This is a genomic window from Streptomyces sp. NPDC042346 (genome assembly GCF_055581845.1).
On record NZ_JBVJEH010000006.1, the window covers coordinates 294,142 to 314,602 of the forward strand.

The 20,461-nt window shown below is 70.8% G+C and carries 15 protein-coding genes; 7 read left to right on the plus strand and 8 right to left on the minus strand.

The annotated features are described in order from the left end of the window. Positions 1-12 precede the first annotated feature (12 nt). The gene (locus tag ACZ6K0_RS25230) at positions 13-687 is read left to right on the plus strand and encodes a response regulator (RefSeq protein ID WP_376407563.1); all 675 of its coding nucleotides are present in this window, start codon (positions 13-15) and stop codon (positions 685-687) included. 125 nt (positions 688-812) lie between these two features. Here the strand turns inward: ACZ6K0_RS25230 and ACZ6K0_RS25235 are convergent, their stop codons facing one another. The 4 genes from ACZ6K0_RS25235 to metH form a co-directional block, all read right to left on the minus strand. Next, entirely contained in the window at positions 813-2,393 is a 1,581-nt protein-coding gene (locus tag ACZ6K0_RS25235; RefSeq protein ID WP_376407561.1) for an ABC transporter substrate-binding protein, read from the minus strand. A 113-nt stretch (positions 2,394-2,506) separates the two neighbouring features. Then, positions 2,507-4,096: an ABC transporter substrate-binding protein gene (locus tag ACZ6K0_RS25240; protein WP_376407559.1), complete on the minus strand. Its 1,590-nt coding sequence runs from the start codon at positions 4,094-4,096 to the stop codon at positions 2,507-2,509. 463 nt (positions 4,097-4,559) lie between these two features. Further along, positions 4,560-5,258 carry an HAD family hydrolase gene (locus ACZ6K0_RS25245; RefSeq protein WP_376407557.1) on the minus strand — a complete coding sequence of 233 codons (699 nt, stop codon included), beginning with the start codon at positions 5,256-5,258 and terminating at the stop codon, positions 4,560-4,562. Between the two features lie 247 nt (positions 5,259-5,505). After that, positions 5,506-9,036: a methionine synthase gene (metH, locus tag ACZ6K0_RS25250; protein WP_469234560.1), complete on the minus strand. Its 3,531-nt coding sequence runs from the start codon at positions 9,034-9,036 to the stop codon at positions 5,506-5,508. Between the two features lie 243 nt (positions 9,037-9,279). Between metH and ACZ6K0_RS25255 the strand changes: the two genes are divergently transcribed. The 6 genes from ACZ6K0_RS25255 (at position 9,280) to ACZ6K0_RS25280 (ending at position 16,686) form a co-directional block, all read left to right on the plus strand. Next, positions 9,280-10,044, plus strand: a complete 765-nt coding sequence (locus ACZ6K0_RS25255) for an IclR family transcriptional regulator (RefSeq protein WP_376407553.1) — start codon at positions 9,280-9,282, stop codon at positions 10,042-10,044. 298 nt (positions 10,045-10,342) lie between these two features. Beyond that, positions 10,343-11,101: an MIP/aquaporin family protein gene (locus tag ACZ6K0_RS25260; protein WP_376407551.1), complete on the plus strand. Its 759-nt coding sequence runs from the start codon at positions 10,343-10,345 to the stop codon at positions 11,099-11,101. A 34-nt stretch (positions 11,102-11,135) separates the two neighbouring features. After that, on the plus strand, positions 11,136-12,668 hold the full coding sequence (gene glpK, locus ACZ6K0_RS25265; protein WP_469234558.1) for a glycerol kinase GlpK: 1,533 nt from the start codon (positions 11,136-11,138) through the stop codon (positions 12,666-12,668). Between the two features lie 6 nt (positions 12,669-12,674). Next, positions 12,675-14,279, plus strand: a complete 1,605-nt coding sequence (locus tag ACZ6K0_RS25270; RefSeq protein ID WP_469234556.1) for a glycerol-3-phosphate dehydrogenase/oxidase — start codon at positions 12,675-12,677, stop codon at positions 14,277-14,279. A 100-nt stretch (positions 14,280-14,379) separates the two neighbouring features. Further along, the gene (locus ACZ6K0_RS25275) at positions 14,380-15,441 is read left to right on the plus strand and encodes an LLM class flavin-dependent oxidoreductase (protein WP_376407545.1); all 1,062 of its coding nucleotides are present in this window, start codon (positions 14,380-14,382) and stop codon (positions 15,439-15,441) included. A 141-nt stretch (positions 15,442-15,582) separates the two neighbouring features. Beyond that, positions 15,583-16,686 (plus strand): PAC2 family protein, encoded by a 1,104-nt coding sequence (locus tag ACZ6K0_RS25280; RefSeq protein ID WP_469234553.1) that lies wholly within the window; start codon positions 15,583-15,585, stop codon positions 16,684-16,686. A gap of 199 nt (positions 16,687-16,885) precedes the next feature. Here the strand turns inward: ACZ6K0_RS25280 and mshC are convergent, their stop codons facing one another. The 4 genes from mshC to ACZ6K0_RS25300 all read right to left on the minus strand — a co-directional run bounded on the left by mshC (position 16,886) and on the right by ACZ6K0_RS25300 (position 20,459). Continuing rightward, complete coding sequence (gene mshC / locus ACZ6K0_RS25285) at positions 16,886-18,115, minus strand: cysteine--1-D-myo-inosityl 2-amino-2-deoxy-alpha-D-glucopyranoside ligase (RefSeq protein ID WP_376407541.1); 1,230 nt, start codon at positions 18,113-18,115, stop codon at positions 16,886-16,888. A 193-nt stretch (positions 18,116-18,308) separates the two neighbouring features. Next, positions 18,309-19,115 (minus strand): SCO1664 family protein, encoded by an 807-nt coding sequence (locus ACZ6K0_RS25290; protein WP_469234551.1) that lies wholly within the window; start codon positions 19,113-19,115, stop codon positions 18,309-18,311. Then, the gene (locus tag ACZ6K0_RS25295) at positions 19,112-19,702 is read right to left on the minus strand and encodes a DUF3090 domain-containing protein (protein ID WP_376407537.1); all 591 of its coding nucleotides are present in this window, start codon (positions 19,700-19,702) and stop codon (positions 19,112-19,114) included. The genes ACZ6K0_RS25290 and ACZ6K0_RS25295 overlap by 4 nt, the downstream gene beginning before the upstream one ends. Positions 19,703-19,769: 67 nt before the next feature. Further along, on the minus strand, positions 19,770-20,459 hold the full coding sequence (locus tag ACZ6K0_RS25300; protein WP_376407535.1) for a histidine phosphatase family protein: 690 nt from the start codon (positions 20,457-20,459) through the stop codon (positions 19,770-19,772). Positions 20,460-20,461: the final 2 nt, after the last annotated feature.

The following is a 20,461-nucleotide window of genomic DNA, read 5'->3' on the forward strand; positions in this document are numbered from 1 at the left end:
GAAGGAGCCCTTGTGACGATCCGCGTCCTCCTGGTCGACGATCAGCCGCTGCTGCGCACCGGCTTCCGGATGATTCTGGAGGCGGAGCAGGACATCGCGGTGGTGGGCGAGGCCGGTGACGGTCTCCAGGCGCAGGAGCAGGTGCGCGCGCTCCAGCCGGACGTGGTGCTGATGGACATCCGCATGCCGCGGATGGACGGCGTGGAGGCGACCCGGCAGATCACCGGTCCGGGTCGGGACGGTCCGGCGAAGGTACTCGTGCTGACCACGTTCGATCTGGACGAGTACGTGGTGGAGGCGCTGCGGGCGGGGGCGAGCGGCTTCCTGCTGAAGGACGCCCCGGCGAACGAGCTGGTGCAGGCGATCCGCGTGGTGGCGGCGGGCGAGGCGATGCTGGCGCCGTCGATCACGCGCCGGCTGCTCGACAAGTACTCGGCGCATCTGCCGACGGGCGAGGAGCAGGTCCCGGACACGCTGAGCACCTTGACCGATCGCGAGGTCGAGGTGCTGAAGCTGGTGGCGCGGGGCCTGTCGAACGCGGAGATCGCGGCGGATCTGTTCGTCAGCGAGACGACGGTGAAGACGCACGTGGGCCATGTGCTGACGAAGCTGAGCCTGCGGGACCGGGTGCAGGCCGCGGTGTACGCGTACGAGAGCGGTCTGGTGCGGCCCGGCGGCAACCAGTAGCGCGGTCGCGCCGCCGACGAGGTGGGGCGAGGGGCCCGGTGCGCGTGTCGCGCGCCGGGCCCCTCGTCGTTCACCTGTGCCATGGGCTGCCTCAGGGCTGTCCCCCGGGCTTCCTGGGAGCCGGCTCAGCCCTTCTTGAGCTCCCAGAAGCGGAAGACGGTCGAGGCGTCGAGGGTCCATTCGAGGCCGGTGACGTCGTCGCGGGCGACCGCGTACTGCTTGCCCTGCCAGAGCGGGAGGATCGGGACCTGCTCGGCGACGATGTCCTGGAGCTGCCCGTACTCGTCGGCGGTGGCGGCGCGATCGGCGAGGGCGGCGGTCTTCGGGAGGATGCCGCCGGTGATGGCGGTGTTCTCGTAGTGGTTGCCGAGGACGTTGCCCTCGCCGAAGAAGGGGGCGGTGAAGTTGTCGGCGTCGGGGTAGTCGGGGACCCAGCCCTTGACGTAGACGCCGTACTTGCCGGCCGCGATGTCCTTCTCGTACTGGTCGAAGGCGACGGACTTGACGTCGGCGTCGAAGAGGCCGCTGGCGTTGAGCTGGCCGGCGATGGCCTTGAGCTCCTGGTCGGTGGCCGGGCCGTAGCGGCTGGGCGTGGACCAGAGGGTGAGCTTCACCTTGTCGGTGATGCCGGCGTCGCGCAGGGCCTTCTTCGCCTTGGCCTTGTCGGGGCTGCCGTAGGCGTCGAAGAAGGCGGTGTTGTGGCCGGCGACGCCTGCCGGGACGATCGAGTAGAGCGGCGTGGCCGTCGACTTGTAGACGTCCTCGACGAGGGCCTCGCGGTTGACGAGCTGGGCGATGGCCCGGCGGACGCCGAGCTTGCCGACGACGGGGTCCTTCATGTTGAAGACGAGGTGCTGGACCTCGGCGCTGCTGCCCTGCGTGACCTCGAAGCCCCGGTCGTCGGTGGTGTCGGAGGCTTCGAGGGCGGCGATGTCGTCGGCGGAGAGGCCTCGGTAGGCGACGTCGAGGTCGCCGTCGGCGAGGGCCTTGGAGAGGGCCGCGCGGTCCCCGCCGTAGAGCTTGAGGGTGACGGCGTCGTTCTTGGGCTTGGCGGAGCCCCGGTAGCCGCCGTTGGCGGAGAAGGTGGCCTCGGTCTCGCTGATGGAGTCCAGCTTGTAGGGGCCGGAGCCGGTCGCCTTGCCGTCGGTGCGCAGGGCGTCGGCGGGGTAGTCCCGGTGGTCGACGATGGAGCCGGCGCCGGAGGCGATCTTGCTGGGGAAGGTGGCGTCCGGGACCTTGAGGCGGAAGACGACGGTCCGCTCGTCGGGGGTCTCGATGGAGTCGATCGTGGAGAGCAGCGGCGCGGGACCGGACGGGTCGGCGATCCTGAGGGCCCGCTCGAAGGAGAACTTGACGTCCTTCGAGGTGAGCGGGTTGCCGTTGGAGAAGGTGAGGCCGTCCCTGAGGGTGCAGGTGTAGACCTTGCTGCCGGCGGCGAAGCCGCACTTGTCGGCGGCCTCGGGCTCGGGCGCGGAGCTGCCCTTGGGGAAGGCCAGCAAGGACTGGAAGACGTTGTTGAACAGCAGCCAGGAGCCGGGGTCGTAGCCGGCCGCCGGGTCGGTGGCGAGGATCTCGTCGGACATGCCGACGCGTATGCCGCCGCCCGAGCCGGCGCCCCCGCCCTGCTCGGTGCCGCAACCGCTGAGGAGGGCGGCGGACAGTCCCGCGGCGAGCGGGGCGGTCAGCCACTTGTTGTGTGCCTTCACAGAACTTGCCTCTTGATCTCTTGCCAGGCCGGCCGCGCGCTGGTGCGCGGCCGGTGTAACCGATCCAGTCGAGGGGGTTAGGGCCTGTCCGGCGGATCAGGGTCGGATAGGCCCTAGGCGGTGCCGCGGCCCAGTTCCCAGAGCAGCAGGTCGGACGAGGTGTTGAGCGCGTACTCGACTCCGGTGAGGTCGTCGCGCGCGGCCACGTACTGCTTGCCCTGCCACAGCGGCAGGACGGGTACGTCCTCGGCGACGATCTTCTGGATCTGCTCGTAGACGGGGCTGGCGGCGGTGCGGTCGGCCTGGCGGCGCGACCGCGGGATGAGCTGGTCGCGGACGACCTTGTTGACGTACGGGGTGTTGAGGAAGTTGTCGCTGTCGAGGAACGGAGCGATGTAGTTGTCCGGGTCCGGGTAGTCCGGGAACCAGCCGAGGCCGTAGACGGCGTAGTCGCCGCGCTTCTGGGCCGGTCGGAAGGTGGACCACTCCGCGCCGCGGGTGGTGGCGTCGAAGAGGCCGCTGGCGACGAGCTGCTTCTTGAGCGCCTCGAACTCCTGGGCCGTCTCGGCGCCGTAGTGGTCGGTGGTGTAGTTGAGGGTCACCTTGACCGGGGTCGTGACGCCGGCGTCCTTGAGGATCTTGGCGGCGCGCTGGGTGTCGGGGTCGCCGTACGCGTCGTAGAAGGGGGTCGCGTGGCCGGTGATGCTGGAGGGGATCAGCGAGTAGAGCGGCTGGGCGGTGGGGCCGTAGACGCCGTTGACGAGGGCGCCCCGGTCGACGACGGCGGCCATGGCCTGGCGCACGGCCTTCTCCTTGACGGAGGGGGCCTTGGTGTTGAAGCCGAGGTAGCGGATCTCCAGGCCGGGGACCTCGGTGACCCGGATGCTCTCCTTGGGGGTCTCGGTGAGGTCCTTGATCTGCTTCTGCGACAGGGAGCGGGCCATCATGTCGATGTCGTCGCTCTCCAGGGCCTTGCCCATGGCGCCGGCGTCGGCGAAGGCGCGCAGTTCGACCTTGTCGTTGCGCGGGACGATGTCACCCTTGTACTTCGGGTTCTTGGTGAAGACGAAGCGGGCGGCCTTCTCGCCCTCACGCTCGACCTTCATGGTGTACGGGCCCGAGCCGTCGACGTCGAAGCCGTCACGGAGCTTCCCGGCGGCGTACTTGTCCTTGCTGAGGATGCCGGCGACCGGGGTGGCCAGCTTGTACGGGAAGGTGGCGTCCGGCGCCTTGAGGTGGAAGACGACCTCGTCGGCGCCCTTGGTCTCGACGGTGTCGACGTTGGAGAGCAGCGCGGCCGTTCCGTTGTCCGACTTGATCCGCAGGACGCGCTCGATGGAGTACTTGACGTCCTCGGCGGTGACCGGCGTGCCGTCGGCGAAGGTGAGGCCGGAGCGGAGCTTGCAGCGGTAGCTCTCGCTGGCCTTGTCGGAGAAGCCGCAGGTCTGGGCGGCCTCGGGGACGGGCTCGCCGCCGCCGCGGGGCACGTGCAGCAGGGTCTGGACGGTCTGCCGCAGGATGTTCCAGGTGCCGGTGTCGTAGGCGAAGGCCGGGTCGAGGGGGGCGGGGGCGTCCCCGGTCGCGATGAACTGGTCCGTGGTGCCGACAACGATGGCTCTGCCGTCCTCGGCTCCGCCACAGGCGGCGAGCAGGGGGGTCAGCAGTACGGCCGCGGCGGGCAGCACCAGGGTCTTGCGGTTCATCAGGGACGTTCTCCTCATCCGGCACTGGGATGCAGTGGTCTGTGGACACTCCGCCGCCGGCCGCCCGGTCGGGGCGGGAGCGATCGGGCCGGGTGTTGCGATCGGTCCTGTGTTCACGGCGACTTGGGTATGCGCCGGTGCACGCGGTTATGCGGCGAAGTACTCGGAAAAGATTAGTGGGCGCCGCCGCTATTGCCCGACCGCGGGCAGGCTCGGGGGTAATCGCACGGTGATCGGAATGCGGGAGGCTCGATAGTCATGCGGCGCCGTGATGCGGACGGGGACCCTCGAACCGGGACACATGGGATCGGCGAAACCAGGCGATTCCGGGCGCGAAACGCGACCAGGCCACCCACCGTCGAGCACTCTGGGTGACGAAGGTCACGTGGAGGCTTTATCGGTGAATGGCCTGGGTGATTTCTGCGCGTGAAAGCGCATTCAACGGAGAAAGCTCAGAAGAAGCTCAGATTCCGGTGATCAGAGTGCGCAGGAAGGGCACGTCGACTTCCTCCAGCGAACGCACGACGACCCGGCCGGGAGAGGGCGCGATCGGGGCGACGGAGGGCACCGCGACGACCCGGCAGCCCGCCGCTTCCGCAGCCGCCACACCGGTCGCCGTGTCCTCGATGACGGCGCACAGGGTCGGGTCGGCGCCCACGCCGCGCGCGGCCGTCAGGTAGGGCTCGGGGTGCGGCTTGGTGCGGACGACCTCGTCCCCGGCGACGGTGAGCGCGAAGCGGTCCCGGCCGAGCGAGGCGAGGATCCGGTCGATGATCCGCCGGTGCGAGGCGGAGACCAGGGCGGTGGGGATGTTGTGCCGGGCCAGCTCGGCGAGGAGACGCTCGGCGCCGGGCATGAGCGGGACGCCCCGCCCGATGCGCTGCTCGAACTTCTCGTTGAGCAGGACCGTCAGCTCCTCGATGGTGATGTCGGCGCCGGTGGACTCGATGAGGTAGCCCGCGCTGCGGGTCATCGGGCCGCCGACGACGATGTCGCGCCAGGCTTCGTCCAGCCGGTGCCCGAGATCGGCGAAGACCTCCACCTCGGCGTCCCACCAGAACCCCTCCGTGTCGACGAGGGTCCCGTCCATGTCGAGGAAGACCGCCTGCAGCGCGGAGCTTCCGTTCGTGCGGAACAGGGACGCGGGGACCGTACTGGTCATCCGGCACACCTTCCTTGGAGGGACGAGAAGGCCGGCCTCCCTCCCCGGTACGGGGAGGAGGACCGGCCTGCACTGGACCGACAAGTGTACGTCTCGATCAGCGGCGACGCCGAGATTTACGCCCGGTCGTCGCCGCGACGGTCGCTGTCGTCGCCACACCGGTGGGCGTAGTCGCCTCGCCGGTCGTCGTCGCCACACCGGTAGGCGTAGTCGCCTCGCCGGTCGGCGTCGCCGCCTCCGGAGACGGTCACCGTGCGTTGAAGTACTTCGCCTCGGGGTGATGGATCACGATGGCGTCGGTCGACTGCTCGGGGTGGAGCTGGAACTCCTCCGACAGGTGCACACCGATCCGCTCCGGCTGCAGCAGGTCCGCGATCTTCGCGCGGTCCTCCAGGTCGGGGCAGGCCCCGTACCCGAGGGAGAAGCGCGCGCCCCGGTACTTGAGGTCGAACATGTCCTCGACCTTGGCCGGGTCCTCGCCGCCGAACCCGAGCTCGGCGCGGACCCGGGCGTGCCAGTACTCGGCCATGGCCTCGGCGAGCTGGACGGACAGGCCGTGGAGCTCCAGGTAGTCGCGGTAGGAGTCGGACGCGAAGAGCTTGGCCGTGGCCTCGCCGATCTTCGAGCCGACGGTGACGACCTGGAGGCCGACGACGTCGGTCTCGCCGGACTCCTCCGGGCGGAAGAAGTCCGCGAGGCACAGGCGGCGGCCCCGGCGCTGGCGCGGGAAGGTGAAGCGGGTCCGCTCGTTGCCCGCCTCGTCGAGGATGATCAGGTCGTCGCCCTTGGAGACGCAGGGGAAGTACCCGTAGACCACGGCCGCTTCGAGCAGGTTCTCGGTGTGCAGCTTCTCCAGGAGGCCCCGCAGGCGCGGCCGGCCCTCGCTCTCGACGAGCTCCTCGTACGTGGCTCCGCCCGCGCGGGCCTGCTTGAGGCCCCACTGCCCCTTGAAGAGGGCGCCCTCGTCGAGCCAGGAGGCGTAGTCCTTGAGCGGGATGCCCTTGACCACGCGGGTGCCCCAGAACGGCGGGGTGGGGACGGGGTTGTCGACGGCCACGTCGGAGCGGCCGCCGGGCTCCTCCGGCTCCTCCACCTGGAGGGCCGGCGTGTCGCGCTTGGCGACGCGGCGCGGCTTGAGCTCGGGCAGGGCGGCTCCGGGGACGCCGCGCTTGACTGAGATGAGGGCGTCCATGAGGCGCAGGCCCTCGAAGGCGTCGCGGGCGTACCGCACCTCGCCCTGGTAGATCTCGTGGAGGTCCTGCTCGACGTAGGCCCGGGTGAGGGCCGCGCCGCCGAGGATCACGGGGTACTTGGCCGCCAGCTCGCGCTGGTTCAGCTCCTGGAGGTTCTCCTTCATGATCACGGTGGACTTCACCAGGAGACCCGACATGCCGATGACGTCGGCCCGGTGCTCCTCGGCGGCCTCCAGGATCGCGGAGACGGGCTGCTTGATGCCGATGTTGACGACGTTGTAGCCGTTGTTGGAGAGGATGATGTCGACGAGGTTCTTGCCGATGTCGTGGACGTCGCCGCGGACGGTGGCGAGGACGATGGTGCCCTTGCCCTCGGCGTCCGACTTCTCCATGTGCGGTTCGAGGTGGGCGACCGCGGTCTTCATGACCTCGGCCGACTGGAGCACGAACGGCAGCTGCATCTGGCCGGAGCCGAAGAGCTCGCCCACGGTCTTCATGCCGTCGAGGAGGGTCTCGTTGACGATGTCGAGGGCCGGCCGCGAGGTGAGGGCCTCGTCGAGGTCCGCCTCCAGGCCGTTCTTCTCGCCGTCGATGATCCGGCGCTTGAGCCGCTCGTCGAGCGGCAGCGCGAGGAGCTCCTCGGTCTTGCCGGCCTTCATCGACTTGGTGTTGACGCCCTCGAAGAGCGCCATCAGCTTCTGCAGCGGGTCGTAGGCGGGTTCGTCCCCCTGCTGGGGGCGTCGCCGGTCGTAGATCAGGTCGAGGGCGGTCGTGACCTGCTCGTCGTCGAAGCGGGCGATCGGCAGGATCTTCGAGGCGTGCACGATCGCCGAGTCGAGACCGGCCTTCACGCACTCGTCGAGGAAGACCGAGTTGAGGAGGATGCGCGCGGCCGGGTTGAGGCCGAAGGAGATGTTCGACAGGCCGAGCGTGGTCTGGACGTCGGGGTGGCGCCGCTTCAGCTCGCGGATCGCCCCGATCGTGGCGATGCCGTCCTTGCGCGACTCCTCCTGACCGGTGCAGATGGTGAAGGTCAGGGTGTCGATGAGGATGTCCGACTCGTGGATGCCCCAGTTGCCGGTGAGGTCGTCGATGAGCCGCTCGGCGATGGCGACCTTGTGCTCGACGGTACGGGCCTGGCCCTCCTCGTCGATGGTGAGCGCGATGAGCGCGGCACCGTGCTCCTGCGCCAGGCGGGTGACCTTGGCGAAGCGGGACTCGGGGCCGTCGCCGTCCTCGTAGTTCACCGAGTTGATGACGGCCCGGCCGCCGAGCTTCTCCAGGCCGGCCCGGATGACGTCGACCTCGGTGGAGTCGAGGACGATCGGCAGGGTGGAGGCGGTGGCGAAGCGGCCGGCCAGCTCCTCCATGTCGGCGACGCCGTCGCGGCCGACGTAGTCCACGCAGAGGTCGAGCATGTGCGCGCCCTCGCGGATCTGGTCGCGGGCCATCTCGACGCAGTCGTCCCAGCGGGCTTCGAGCATGGCATCGCGGAACTTCTTCGAGCCGTTGGCGTTCGTCCGCTCGCCGATCGCCATGTACGCGGTGTCCTGGCGGAACGGCACGGTCTGGTAGAGCGAGGCGGCGCCGGGCTCGGGGTGGGGAGTGCGCTCGGGGGGCGTGACGCCCTGCACGCGCTCGACGACGTGGCGCAGGTGCTCGGGCGTCGAGCCGCAGCAGCCGCCGATCAGCGACAGGCCGTAGTCGCGGACGAAGTTCTCCTGGGCGTCGGCCATCTCCGGCGGCGTCAGCGGGAAGTACGCGCCGTCCTTGGTCAGCACGGGCAGGCCGGCGTTGGGCATGCACATCAGGGGCGTACGCGAGTGACGGGCGAGGTAGCGCAGGTGCTCGCTCATCTCGGCCGGACCGGTGGAGCAGTTCAGGCCGATCATGTCGATGCCGAGCGGCTCCAGGGCGGTCAGCGCCGCACCGATCTCCGAGCCGAGCAGCATGACGCCCGTGGTCTCGAAGGCGAGCGAACAGATCAGCGGGACGTCCACGCCCAGGGCGTTCATCGCCCGGCGGGCGCCGATCAGGCTCGACTTGGTCTGGAGCAGGTCCTGGGTCGTCTCGACGATCAGGGCGTCGGCGCCGCCGGCCAGCAGGCCCTCGGCGTTCTGCTGGTAGCCGTCGCGCAGCACGTCGTACGTGGTGTGGCCGAGGGAGGGCAGCTTGGTGCCGGGGCCGATGGAGCCCAGCACCCAGCGCTGGCGGCCGTCCTTGGCGCCGTACTCGTCGGCGACCTCGCGGGCGATCCGGGCGCCGGCCTCGGAGAGCTCGAAGATGCGGTCGGCGATCTCGTACTCGCCGGCCGCCGAGTGGTTGGAGCCGAAGGTGTTCGTCTCGACGCAGTCGACGCCGACCTCGAAGTACGCCTCGTGGACCGAACGGACGATGTCGGGCCGGGTCACGTTCAGGATCTCGTTGCAGCCTTCGAGGTCCTGGAAGTCCTCGAGGGTGGGGTCCTGGGCCTGGAGCATGGTGCCCATGGCTCCGTCGGCGACGACCACTCGGGTGGCGAGTGCCTCACGGAGGGCTGCGGCGCGGTTCCGGCTGTCAGCGGAAGGGGTCGGCAACGAGGCCATGGATGAGCTCCCTGGGATGCGACGGCTGTCGGCTTTGCACTCTCGGTGGAGGGTGCACGGGGCCAGCGTAACCGTGCTTACCCCGGGGTGGACATGGTGTCCCACGGGGCGGACGGCATCCTGTGTGCGGGGACTCCCGGTAAGGCCCGTTCTTGACCGACACTGTCATGTGTGAGCCAAGGTCGGCATCGACCGATAGTGTTCAGCATTGTCGAACAGCGTTAAGAGGGAGAGGGCCGGGCGATGGCGAAGAACATCCAGTCGCTTGAACGGGCGGCTGCGATGCTGCGACTGCTCGCGGGCGGCGAGCGCCGGCTCGGCCTGTCCGACATCGCGTCCTCGCTGGGGCTCGCGAAGGGCACGGCCCACGGGATCCTGCGCACCCTCCAGGCGGAGGGCTTCGTGGAGCAGGAGCCGACCTCGGGCCGCTACCAGCTGGGGGCGGAGCTCCTGCGGCTCGGCAACAGCTATCTGGACGTGCACGAGCTGCGGGCCCGGGCCCTCGTCTGGACGGACGACCTCGCGCGGTCGAGCGGCGAGAGCGTGCACCTGGGGGTGCTGCACCAGCGGGGCGTCCTGATCGTGCACCACGTCTTCCGGCCCGACGACAGCCGTCAGGTCCTGGAGGTGGGGGCCATGCAGCCGCTGCACTCCACCGCGCTCGGGAAGGTCCTCTCGGCCTACGACCCGGTGGCGCACAGCGAGGTGCTGGAGGTCGACCGGGAGGCGTTCACGCCCCGGACGACGACGGAGCTCCCCGCCTTCGAGTCCCTGCTCGACCTCACCCGGGCCAAGGGCTGGGCGGCGGACGTGGAGGAGACCTGGGAGGGCGTGGCCTCGGTGGCCGCGCCGATCCACGACCGGCGGCGGATGCCGGTGGGCGCGGTGGCTGTCACGGGCGCGGTGGAGCGGCTCTGTCCGGGCGGGGAGCTGCGGCCCGAACTGGTGGCGGCGGTACGGGACTGCGCTCGCGCGGTCTCCCGGGACCTGGGGGCCGGCCGCTTCTGACGCGACCCGGCGCTTCCGACCCGGCCGGGCACCCGTCCCTCCACAACTGAACCCGTACGACCGAACCCGTCGGTAACGATCCCGTTATCGGCGGGTTTTTCGCATCCCGGACCCTTGACGCGCTGTTAACCCGGGGGCAAAACTTCCGTTCACCGGTCGGCATTGCCGAACACCTAACGGCAATCACACGCTAGAGTGTGGCAGTGCCAAGGGCCGGTAACGCCCTCACACGAGGGCGCGGACCACCGGTGGGACCCGGGGTTCGCCTTCCCCTGGACGAAGGACAAAGGAGTCGCGGGTGTCCAGCTCCGACATCTTCCTCGGCGAGACCATCGGTACCGCCGTACTCATCCTGCTCGGCGGTGGCGTCTGTGCCGCCGTCACGCTCAAGAGCTCGAAGGCCCGCAACGCGGGCTGGCTCGCGATCACCTTCGGGTGGGGCTTCGCCGTCATGACGGCCGTCTACATGACGGCTTCCCTCTCCGGCGCCCATCTGAACCCCGCCGTCACGGTCGGAATCGCGATCAAGGACGGGGAGTGGGACAACGTCCCCGTCTACATCGCCGGCCAGATGCTCGGCGCGATGATCGGCGCGGCGCTGGTCTGGGTGGCCTACTACGGACAGTTCCAGGCCCACCTCAGGGACCCGGAGACGGTCGGCGAGAAGCCGGTCGAGGGCCCCGGCCCGGTGCTCGGCATCTTCTCCACCGGCCCCGAGATCCGGAACACCTGGCAGAACCTGGCCACCGAGATCATCGGCACCGTCGTGCTGGTCCTGGCCGTGCTCACCCAGGGCCTCAACGACAGCGGCAAGGGCCTCGGCGTCATAGGCGCGCTCATCACCGCCTTCGTCGTCGTCTCCATCGGCCTCTCGCTCGGCGGTCCGACGGGCTACGCGATCAACCCGGCCCGTGACCTCGGCCCGCGCATCGTGCACGCCCTGCTCCCGCTGCCGAACAAGGGCGGCTCCGACTGGAGCTACGCCTGGATCCCGGTCGCCGGTCCGCTGATCGGTGGCGCCATCGCCGCGGGTATCTACAACATCGCGTTCGCCTGAGCCGTCCTTCTTCCAGACCCCCTTGGAGCACACCGTGACCGACGCACACACGTCCGGCCCCTTCATCGCGGCCATCGACCAGGGCACCACCTCCTCGCGCTGCATCGTCTTCGACAAGGACGGCCGGATCGTCTCGGTCGACCAGAAGGAGCACGAGCAGATCTTCCCGAAGCCGGGCTGGGTCGAGCACGACGCCGCCGAGATCTGGACCAACGTCCAGGAGGTCGTCGCCGGCGCCCTGACGAAGGGCGGCATCGCCGCCTCCGACGTCAAGGCCGTGGGCATCACCAACCAGCGCGAGACCACGCTGCTCTGGGACAAGAACACCGGTGAGCCCGTCCACAACGCCCTCGTCTGGCAGGACACCCGCACCGACGCCCTCTGCAAGGAGCTCGGCCGCAACGTCGGCCAGGACCGCTTCCGCCGCGAGACCGGACTGCCCCTGGCGAGCTACTTCGCCGGTCCGAAGATCCGCTGGATGCTCGACAACGTCGAGGGCCTGCGCGAGCGCGCCGAGGCCGGCGACATCCTCTTCGGCACGATGGACTCGTGGGTCATCTGGAACCTCACGGGCGGCACCGACGGCGGCGTGCACGTCACCGACGTCACCAACGCCTCGCGCACCATGCTGATGAACCTGCACACGCTGGCCTGGGACGAGAAGATCGCCGAGTCGATGGGGGTCCCCCTCAACGTCCTCCCCGAGATCCGCTCCTCCGCCGAGGTGTACGGCACGGTCAAGGGCGGCGTCCTCGACGGCGTCCCGGTCGCCTCCGCGCTCGGCGACCAGCAGGCCGCCCTGTTCGGCCAGACCTGTTTCGCCGAGGGCGAGGCCAAGTCCACGTACGGCACCGGCACCTTCATGCTGATGAACACCGGTGACAAGATCATCAACTCCTACAGCGGCCTGCTGACCACGGTCGGCTACCAGATCGGCGACGCGAAGCCGGTCTACGCCCTGGAGGGCTCGATCGCCGTCACCGGTTCGCTGGTGCAGTGGATGCGCGACCAGATGGGCCTCATCAAGTCCGCCGCCGAGATCGAGACCCTCGCGTCCTCGGTCGAGGACAACGGCGGCGCCTACTTCGTGCCGGCCTTCTCCGGCCTCTTCGCCCCCTACTGGCGCTCCGACGCCCGCGGTGTCATCGCCGGCCTCACCCGGTACGTCACCAAGGCGCACATCGCCCGCGCCGTCCTGGAGGCCACCGCCTGGCAGACCCGCGAGATCACCGACGCCATGACGAAGGACTCCGGCGTCGAGCTGACCGCGCTCAAGGTCGACGGCGGCATGACCTCCAACAACCTGCTCATGCAGACGCTCTCGGACTTCCTCGACGCGCCGGTCGTGCGTCCGATGGTCGCCGAGACCACCTGCCTCGGTGCCGCCTACGCCGCCGGCCTGGCCGTCGGCTTCTGGCCGGACACCGACGCCCTGCGCGCCAACTGGCGCCGCGCGGCGGAATGGACCCCTCGCATGGACGCCGACAAGCGCGACCGCGAGTACAAGAGCTGGCTCAAGGCCGTGGAACGTTCCATGGGCTGGCTCGAAGACGCATCCGAGGAGTAGATCGACATGACCACCCTGCAGAGCGTCCCTGCCCTTGGGACGCACCCGGCGTCCGGCTCCCTCCCGAGCCGCGCCGAGACCCGGGAACAGCTTTCCAAGGCGACGTACGACCTCCTGGTGATCGGCGGCGGCATCCTGGGCATCTCCACCGCCTGGCACGCCGCGCAGTCGGGCCTGCGGGTGGCCCTGGTGGACGCCGGCGACTTCGCCGGCGCCACCTCCTCCGCCTCCTCCAAGCTCCTCCACGGCGGTCTGCGCTACCTGCAGACCGGCGCGGTGAAGCTGGTGGCGGAGAACCACTTCGAGCGGCGTGCGGTCTCCCGCCAGGTGGCACCGCACCTCGCCAACCCGCTCACCTTCTACCTGCCCGTCTACAAGGGCGGCCCGCACGGCGCGGCCAAGCTGGGCGCCGGCGTCTTCGCGTACTCCGCCCTGTCCGCCTTCGGCGACGGCGTCGGGCACCTGCTCTCCCCCGCCAAGGCCGCGCAGGACGTGCCGGAGCTGCGGACGGACAACCTGAAGGCCGTGGCCGTCTACGGCGACGACCAGATGAACGACGCCCGCATGGCGCTGATGACGGTCCGCGCCGCGGTCGACGCCGGGGCCACCGTCCTCAACCACGCCGAGGTCACCGGCCTGCGCTTCACCCGCGGCCGGGTCACGGGCGCCGAGCTGAAGGACCGCACCAGCGGCGACGAGTTCGGCGTCACCGCCCGCCTCGTGCTGAACGCGACCGGCCCGTGGGTCGACCACCTGCGCAAGATGGAGGACCCGAACGCGGCCCCCTCCATCCGGCTCTCCAAGGGCGCGCACCTGGTCCTCAAGCGGACCTCGCCGTGGAAGGCCGCGCTGGCCACCCCGATCGACAAGTACCGCATCACCTTCGCCCTCCCCTGGGAGGACATGCTGCTCCTCGGCACCACCGACGAGGAGTACGAGGGCGACCCCGGCCAGGTCGAGGTCACCGAGAAGGACACCGCCCAGATCCTGGACGAGGCCGCCTTCTCCATCCGCGACCAGCAGCTCTCCCGCGATCTGATCACCTACTCCTTCGCCGGTCTGCGGGTGCTCCCGGGCGGTCCCGGCGACACCTCGAAGGCCAAGCGCGAGACGGTCGTCACCGAGGGCCGCGGCGGCATGCTGTCGGTGGCCGGCGGCAAGTGGACGACCTTCCGTCACATCGGCCGTACGGTGATGAAGAAGCTGGAGGCCCTCCCGGGCCACCCGCTGGGCGACGACTACGAGTCGGTCTCCACGCTGCCGAAGCGGCTCCCGCTGCCCGGCATCGCCAACCCCAACGCGGTCGCGCACCGGCTGCTCTCCGACGGCCCGGCGCCCGGCCCGCGGATGGCCGCCGACACCGCCAAGCACCTGGCGACGCACTACGGCTCGCTCGCCTTCGACATCGCCCGCATGGCGAACGAGAACCCGGAGCTCGCCCGGCGGATCCACCCGGACGCGCCGGAGATCTGGGCGCAGGTCGCCTACGCCCGCGACCACGAGTGGGCCGAGACGGCGGACGACGTCCTGCGCCGCCGCACGACGCTGACGATACGAGGTCTGGCGACGGACGAGGTCCGCGCCGGGGTCGAGTCCATGCTGCGGAAGTAACTCCGCGGTTCTCGGGGGCGGTTCCTCTTGGAGGGGCCGCCCCTGAGGCGTGCCATGCTCCGTCCACACGGCCGCAACACTCCGCGCGCAGAGTGGACGCATGAAATTCCAGGTCCTCTCGATCGTCCCCCACTCCCCGCACCCGCTCACCGGCGAACTGCCCTCCGCCGCAGACCGGTTGGAGCAGGTCGTCACGCTCGGCGAGACCGCCGAGCGCCTCGGCTTCGACGCGTACGCGATCGGCGAGCGCCACGCGGGCCCGTTCCTCTCCTCGGCGCCGACCGTGCTGCTCGCCGCGCTGGCGGCCCGTACGACCCGGATCCGTCTGCTCACCGGCGTCACCGTCGTCGCGATCCTCGACCCCGTCCGGGTCGCCGAGGACTACGCCACCCTCGACCAGCTCTCGCGCGGCCGGCTCGAACTCGTCGTCGGCAAGGGCGCGGAGGCCGGTCACTTCGACCTCTTCGGCCTGGACGAGGAGCGGCAGTGGGACCTCCAGAAGGAGAAGTACGAGCTGCTGCGCCGCCTCTGGTCGGAGGAGGGCGTCGACTGGGAGGGCGAGTTCCGGCCTCCGCTGAAGAACGTCACCACGGTGCCGCGCCCGTACGCCGGTCCGCCCCGGATCTGGCACGGCTCGGCGACCAGCCTCAACTCCCCCGAGCTCGCGGCGAAGCACGGCGATCCGCTGTTCACCGCCAACGCGATCCAGCCGAGGGAGGCGTACGCGCGGCTCATCGCCCACTACCGCGAGAAGTTCGAGGAGTACGGGCACGACCCGGCCCACGCGCGCGTGGCGGCCGGTTCGGGCGGGCTGCTCATCGCCGACACCACCGAGCAGGCGGTCACCCGCTACCGGGACCTGTACGAGGCGAAGGTCCGGCAGAGCTTCCGACCGCATCTGGAGGGGAAGGCCGGCTACAACACCCCGTTCCGCACGATCGAGGACGCGATCGCGGGCGGACCCCAGTTGATCGGTTCGCCGCAGCGGATCATCGACAAGATCCTCGGCTACCACGAGCACTACGGGCACGACCTCCAGTCCATCACGGTCGACGCGTTCGGCCAGTCCACGGCCGAGCAGACCGAGACGCTCCAGCGCTTCGCCGAGGAGATCGCGCCGGTCGTGCGGAGGGAGGCGCCGAGCACGCTCTGGGAGGAGTGAGACCGCCGTGTGCGGAGGCGAGTTCCTGGGTAGTCGATCAAGGCCGCACGGGTTTTCGGGGACGTCCGGGGGCTGCGGACGGACCGCCGGAAAGCCGTAAGGTTGGTCCGTACGACAGGAACTTCGAAAAGGAGGCGCTGGGTGATCGAGCTCGAGGGGGTACCCGAGCTGATCGACCCGGTCATGGTGGCCGCGTTCGAGGGCTGGAACGACGCCGGCGACGCCGCCTCCACCGCGGTCGCCCATCTGGACCGGGAATGGAAGGGCGAGGTGTTCGCGGCCCTCGACGCCGAGGACTACTACGACTTCCAGGTCAACCGGCCGACGGTCTTCCTGGACAACGGCGTCCGGAAGATCACCTGGCCGACGACCCGGCTCTCCGTGGTCCGGATCGGCGGCGACAAGCCGCGTGACCTGGTGCTCGTGCGCGGGATCGAGCCGTCGATGCGCTGGCGCTCCTTCTGCAACGAGCTGCTCGCCTTCGCCCACGAGCTGGGGGTGGAGATGGTCGTGATCCTGGGCGCGCTGCTCGGGGACACCCCGCACACCCGGCCGGTCCCCGTCAGCGGGGTGACGTCCGATCCGGACCTGGCGCGGACGATGGATCTGGAGGAGACCCGGTACGAGGGTCCGACGGGCATCGTCGGCATCCTCCAGGAGGCGTGCACGCACGCGGGCGTGCCGGCGGTGAGCCTCTGGGCGGCGGTGCCGCACTACGTGTCGCAGCCGCCGAACCCGAAGGCGACGCTGGCGCTCCTCAACCGCCTGGAGGACCTGATCGGTCTGCGCATCCCGCTGGGCGAGCTGCCCGAGGACGCGCGGGCGTGGCAACTGGGCGTGGACCAGCTGGCCGCCGAGGACAGCGAGGTCGCCGAGTACGTGCAGACCCTGGAGGAGGCGCGGGACACGGCGGAGCTGCCGGAGGCCTCGGGCGAGGCGATCGCCCGCGAGTTCGAGCGCTATCTGCGGCGGCGTGAACCGGGCACCGGGCCCGGGGGCGGCCCCGGGGTGGCGACGGAGGGCGGCGACTCGCCGTTCCTGCGGGACCCCGGGAGCGGCCGGCCGAGGCCGCCGAAGCCGGAGCGACCGGCTCAGGCTCCGGCTCCGGGTCCGGAGTCGACACCGCCGGACTCCCTACCGGAGCCCGGTGCCGAGCCCGGTGCGGAGCCGGGTCCCGGAGGGACCGCCGAGGGAACCGCCGACGACTCGTCCGACGAGAGCGGGAGCGGCGACTCCGAGAAGTAGACAGCGGTACGGGAGGGGTGCCCGAGGGCGCCCCTCCCGTTCGCGTGTCGGGGCGTCAGGGCGTCAGGGTCGCGGAGTCGCCCGTCAGCCGGGGCGGCCGGGGCAGCCGGGGCCTCCGGGGCGAAAAAGCAACCGCCCCCGGACTTCGTCAGGAAGTCCGGGGGCGGTTGCGCACGAGCGAGTCACCCCGCAGGGCTCGCTACAGGGCGACACCCAGGAGCGCGTCGACGGCGCGCGAGACGAGACCGGGGGCGGACTCGTCGGTGCCGCCCTCGGCCGTCTGGAGCGCGGCCCAGCGGTCGACGGCGGCCAGGGCGGCCGGGGCGTCGAGGTCGTCGGAGAGGGCCTCGCGGAGCTCCTCGACGAGCGCGTCGGCGGACGGGCCGTCGGGGCGGGAGACCGCGGCGCGCCAGCGGTCGAGGCGCTCCACGGCGTCCTGGAGGACCTGGTCGGTCCACTCCCAGTCGGCGCGGTAGTGGTGGGAGAGGAGCGCGAGCCGGATGGCGGCCGGGTCGACGCCGTCCCGGCGCAGGCGCGAGACGAAGACGAGGTTGCCCCGGGACTTGGACATCTTCTCGCCGTCCAGGGCGACCATGCCGGCGTGGACGTACGCCTTGGCCATGGGGAACTCGCCGGTGAGGGCCTGGGCGTGGGAGGCGCCCATCTCGTGGTGCGGGAAGATCAGGTCGGAGCCGCCGCCCTGCACGTCGAAGCCCATGCCGAGGTGGTCGAGGGCGATGGCGACGCACTCGATGTGCCAGCCGGGGCGCCCGGCGCCGAGGCTGGCGCCGTCCCAGCTCGGCTCGCCCTCGCGGGCGGCCATCCACAGCATCGGGTCGAGCGGGTTCTTCTTGCCGGGGCGCTCCGGGTCTCCGCCGCGCTCGGCGGAGAGGTGGCGCATCAGCTCGGTGGAGTAGTTCGAGACCTGACCGAAGTGCGGGTCGGCGTCGACGGAGAAGTAGACGTCGCCTTCGAGTTCGTACGCGGCGCCGGAGTCACGGAGCCGCTCGACGAGCGGGACGATGCCCGGTATGGCCTCGACCGCGCCGATGTAGTGCTGCGGGGGCAGCATCCGCAGGGCGGTCATGTCCTCGCGGAAGAGAGCGGTCTCCCGCTCGGCGAGGCCGACCCAGTCGATGCCGTCACGGATGGCGCGCTCCAGCAGCGGGTCGTCCACGTCCGTCACGTTCTGGACGTAGTGCACCTGCCGCTTGGTGTCGAGCCACACGCGCTGAACGAGGTCGAACGCGTTGTAGGTCGCCGCGTGACCCATATGGGTCGCGTCGTACGGCGTGATGCCGCAGACGTAGATACGGGCGACGGGGCCGGGGGCGAGGGTGACTCGTCCGCCGGTCGCGGTGTCGTGGATCCGGAGGTCGCGGCCCTTGCCAGGAAGGGCGGGGACCTCAGAAGCGGGCCAGGCATGCATGACCCGAGCGTAACCGGACAGGTGTTCCGGATACGAACCGGATCCGGGATCTTGACCGATTAGGCGCTCTTGCGGGTCGGAGGCGTGCATGCATACCCCCCAGGGGTCCAGACCCACCCGGCGTGTGATGGCCGAATCTTTTCGGTCCGTTCGCGCCAACCGGAAGGCCGGGGCCGAGGCCGGAACCTCGGCCTCAGACCGGCGGCCAGGGGATCGGCGGCCACAGCCCCGAGGGCTCCGGGTGCCGCCCGCTCGCCCGCAGCGCGGCCACGCGGGCACGTACCGCCGCCACCTCGGCCCCGGTCAGCAGTTCCGCCAGACGGGTCGCGAGCGGCCCTCCGGGCGCCAGGGAGCGGTCGAGGCCGTCGAGGACGGCGGCCGACTCGGTGGGCAGCTCCTCGCCGGCCCAGCCCCAGAGGAGCGTCCGCAGCTTGTCGTCCACGTGGAAGCTGACCCCGTGGTCGATGCCGTACAGGCGCCCGTCGGGGGCCGGCAGCAGGTGTCCGCCCTTGCGGTCGCCGTTGTTGATGACGGCGTCCAGGACGGCGAGGCGGCGGAGCTCCGGGGTGTCGGCGTGGACGAGGAGCGCGGTGCGGTCCTCGGCGATCTGGGCGGGCCCGACGGCCTTCCAGCCCTCCCCGGCCTCGTCGTCCTCGGTGAGGGCGAGGAGCCGCGCCTCGGGGTCGGCCTCGATCCACAGCTGGACCATGCCCTCCCCGTACGGGCCCTCGCGGAGCACCGTCGGCGGGATCAGGCCCCAGCCCGTGGCCTCGGAGATCTCGTACGCGGCGACCTCGCGCTGCGCGAGGGTGCCGTCCGGGAAGTCCCACAGGGGCTGCTCCCCCGCGACCGGCTTGTACACGCAGGCGGCCTCACGGCCCTCGTACGCGACGGAGCAGTAGAGCACGGCGTTGGACGCCTCGCCGACCCGGCCGCGCACGGTCAGCTCACCGTGGGCGAGCAGCTCGGCGGCCGACAGGGTCTCGGGGCTGCTGCTCATGCTCCGCGGCGGTATCCGTTCTGGCGGGGGCAGACGTGCCCCTCGGGGTCGAGCGGCAGGCTGCACAGCGGGCACGGCGGCCGACCGGCGTTGACGACGTCCAGGGCCCGCTTGGCGAAGGACCGGGCCTGGGCGCCGCTGAGCCGGACGCGGAGCATCGGCGGGCCGTTCTCCTCGTCCTGGAGCAGCCGCTCCTCGGCCTCGGCGAGGTCCTCCTCGGATTCCACGTCGAGCTCGACGAGCGCCTGCGCCTCGACGATCAGGCGCTGCTCCTCGCCGTCCCAGGCGAGCGCCATGGTGCCGACCCGGAACTCCTCCTCGACGGGGGCGTCGAGCGGAGCGGTGTCCGCGATCTCGGCGGGCGCGATCGAGGGGACCGGGGCGTTGCCGCCGGTACGGCGCACGACCTCGTCCAGCAGCTCGTCTATGCGCTCGGCGAGCGCCGCGACCTGCGCCTTCTCCAGGGCGACGCTCGTGACCCGGCCGCTCGCGGACGCCTGGAGGAAGAACGTACGACGGCCAGGCAATCCGACCGTACCGGCCACGAAACGCTCCGGTGGGTCGTAGAGGAACACCTGACGCGACACGTTCCCGGCTCCCTAAGGTCTCGACAGTCGTACGACAGCGGCGCGTCCACCCTACTGCGCGAAGGGATCACGGTGCGCCCGCACCACCCCCGACCTCCGCCGCACCACTGCTGTCGGGAGCCTCTCGGGGGACGAGCCCGGCGAAGTCGCCGGTGTCGCCGAGCCGGAGGAGGAAGGGCCGCAGACGCGTGTAGCGGATGACGGTGACCGAGCAGGGGTCGACGTGGATGCGCTGGAAGAGGTCGAGGTGAAGGCCGAGGGCGTCCGCCACGATCGACTTGACGATGTCCCCGTGGGAGCACATGACGTACGTCGCGTCCTCGCCGTGCTCGGCCTCGATCCGGGCGTTCCAGTCCCGTACGGCCTCGACGGCGCGGGCCTGCATGGCGCGCATGGACTCGCCGCCGGGGAACGCGGCCGCGGAGGCGTGGGCCTGGACGATCTCCATGAGGGGTTCGTCGCTCAGCTCGGCCAGCTTGCGGCCGGACCAGTCGCCGTAGTCGCACTCGCTGATCCGCTCCTCGACGTGGAGCGGGAGCTCGGGGCGGGCGTCGAGGAGCGGCCGCAGGGTTTCGCGGCAGCGCTGGAGGGGACTGGAGACGGCGGCGGCGAGCGGAACGCCCGCGAGCCGCCCGGGGAGCGCGGCGGCCTGCGCCGCACCGCGCTCGTCGAGCGCGACCCCGGGCATGCGCCCGGCGAGGACTCCGGAGGTGTTGGCGGTGGAGCGTCCGTGCCGGACGAGGATCAACGTGGCCATGC

Excerpts from the sequence above, each read along its gene's own strand:
- ACZ6K0_RS25240 (WP_376407559.1), bottom strand. The coding sequence starts at position 4,096 with ATGAACCGCAAGACCCTGGTGCTGCCCGCCGCGGCCGTACTGCTGACC.
- ACZ6K0_RS25245 (WP_376407557.1), bottom strand. The coding sequence starts at position 5,258 with ATGACCAGTACGGTCCCCGCGTCCCTGTTCCGCACGAACGGAAGCTCC.
- metH (WP_469234560.1), bottom strand. The coding sequence starts at position 9,036 with ATGGCCTCGTTGCCGACCCCTTCCGCTGACAGCCGGAACCGCGCCGCA.
- ACZ6K0_RS25255 (WP_376407553.1), top strand. The coding sequence starts at position 9,280 with ATGGCGAAGAACATCCAGTCGCTTGAACGGGCGGCTGCGATGCTGCGA.
- ACZ6K0_RS25270 (WP_469234556.1), top strand. The coding sequence starts at position 12,675 with ATGACCACCCTGCAGAGCGTCCCTGCCCTTGGGACGCACCCGGCGTCC.
- ACZ6K0_RS25275 (WP_376407545.1), top strand. The coding sequence starts at position 14,380 with ATGAAATTCCAGGTCCTCTCGATCGTCCCCCACTCCCCGCACCCGCTC.
- mshC (WP_376407541.1), bottom strand. The coding sequence starts at position 18,115 with ATGCATGCCTGGCCCGCTTCTGAGGTCCCCGCCCTTCCTGGCAAGGGC.
- ACZ6K0_RS25290 (WP_469234551.1), bottom strand. The coding sequence starts at position 19,115 with ATGAGCAGCAGCCCCGAGACCCTGTCGGCCGCCGAGCTGCTCGCCCAC.
- ACZ6K0_RS25300 (WP_376407535.1), bottom strand. The coding sequence starts at position 20,459 with ATGGCCACGTTGATCCTCGTCCGGCACGGACGCTCCACCGCCAACACC.